At 36.3% G+C, this 295-nt stretch carries 1 protein-coding gene; it reads left to right on the top strand.

Annotated features, from left to right (window positions below):
* Positions 1–142: 142 nt before the first annotated feature.
* A partial coding sequence (locus tag QOS10_RS09605) for a transposase (protein WP_283595216.1) occupies positions 143–295 on the top strand: 153 nt, incomplete at its 3' end.

The following is a 295-nucleotide window of genomic DNA, read 5'->3' as shown; positions in this document are numbered from 1 at the left end:
GTCGCTTGGGTAAATCCGGGCCTTCAACCCAAAATTGTATTTTAGCTTTGCCATAGTCTTCATTTAATTTCACCTCCATCACTGTTATAATAACATTGTAACGCAATGCCAATGTTATAGCAATTGGAGGTCAAAAACAAACATGGTGAAAGAAAAAATCAAGGATGCGGTATATACTCGACGCTACATTTATAATTTTCACTACCACTTAATTTGGATGACAAAATATCGACACAAGACATTCGTAACTGACCAACTTAGCGAGGAAATGAAGCAAATTCTATCTTCTATTGCC

Origin of the sequence: Limosilactobacillus galli (assembly GCF_947381495.1) — a bacterium.
GTDB lineage: Bacteria > Bacillota > Bacilli > Lactobacillales > Lactobacillaceae > Limosilactobacillus > Limosilactobacillus galli.
This window is presented reverse-complemented; position numbering and strand designations above follow the sequence as displayed.